Origin of the sequence: Chimaeribacter californicus, from assembly GCF_002858675.1 — a bacterium.
In the GTDB taxonomy this organism is placed as follows: Bacteria; Pseudomonadota; Gammaproteobacteria; order Enterobacterales; family Enterobacteriaceae; genus Chimaeribacter; species Chimaeribacter californicus.
The window spans coordinates 1-977 of the sequence record NZ_PJZF01000085.1; the positions used below are offsets into that span (position 1 = coordinate 1).

Below are 977 nucleotides of genomic sequence, written 5' to 3' on the forward strand. Positions count from 1 at the left end.
CTGCGCGGCGCACGGCGCTGCCCAGGGCTTCAATGGCATTCTTGGCCACAACCCACAGAGAGCCATAAAGCTCTTGGGTGCCACAGGATTTATGGGAGAACACCAGGCGGTATTCTTCAGCTTCAACGCGCAGGGACACATTATACGCCAGGCGTTTTACCCACCAGAAAATCTGCTCGATGGAATAGCCGTTATGGATCTTTTCGAAAGCCATGATCAGGAACTCACCGTCTCATAAAGCGCCTGATGTGCCTGGTGCTGTAGGGAGTTTTCGAAAAGACCAAAAGTCAGCTTGGAGCACAAATCACGCACCTTATCCGTATGCGCGTCCTGCTCGGCATCCGGGGAGATCTCGGTGTACGCCGCGATCACAACGTTCGCCAGGGTGCCGCTAAACGTGTGACTTTCATCCTGTTTGTCGGTAATGGCCAGCTGGGCGCTACCGTCGGCAGCCTTGGTCAGGCGCATATCTTTCGTTTCTTCAAAGATCCAAAACAGCATTGCATCTAATGTCAGTTTTTGGGACATCGTTACTCCTTAAGGTTGGACAAAGGGTGGCGCTCAGGCTTCCTGGTGAAGGGCTACCAGCTGACGCCAGGCGTTACCGCGGGGGTAAATTTGTGCCGCCTTTTTGCGGCTGGTGGCACGGTGATCCCTGGCCGTCATCCAGTCCGTTTTGGTGCAGGGAAACCGCATATCACAAAGCGGCTGCATGACGTTAAACCACTGCTGATGCCAGCGGTTTTCCAGGTAAAAAAGCTCGGTTGCTTGGGGCATGTCTTCTCATAAAAATGGCCGGTTGAATGCCGGCCACAAAGGGGGTTATTTGCCGTAGCGGGTTTCAATCGCACCGTTCTCTCGCTCCCAGGCATTAACCAGGGAATAGCAATGCTCATGCAGCTCCTGGGCGGTTTTCTTGCCCAGGCCTTTTGTCTTTTCCAGCTCGTCCACATCCAGCATCACCACATCGCGCAGAG

Annotated in this window: 3 protein-coding genes; all 3 read right to left on the reverse strand. The window is 54.1% G+C overall.

Annotation, left to right across the window (positions count from 1 at the left end; genetic code table 11):
- Positions 1-214: hypothetical protein (locus tag CYR55_RS22965; protein WP_146001048.1), on the reverse strand; the 214-nt coding region annotated here is incomplete at its 3' end.
- Positions 215-216: 2 nt separating this feature from the next.
- Positions 217-528: a hypothetical protein gene (locus tag CYR55_RS22970; RefSeq protein ID WP_101818595.1), complete on the reverse strand. Its 312-nt coding sequence runs from the start codon at positions 526-528 to the stop codon at positions 217-219.
- 33 nt (positions 529-561) lie between these two features.
- Positions 562-777 (reverse strand): hypothetical protein, encoded by a 216-nt coding sequence (locus CYR55_RS22975; protein ID WP_101818596.1) that lies wholly within the window; start codon positions 775-777, stop codon positions 562-564.
- Positions 778-977 lie beyond the last annotated feature (200 nt).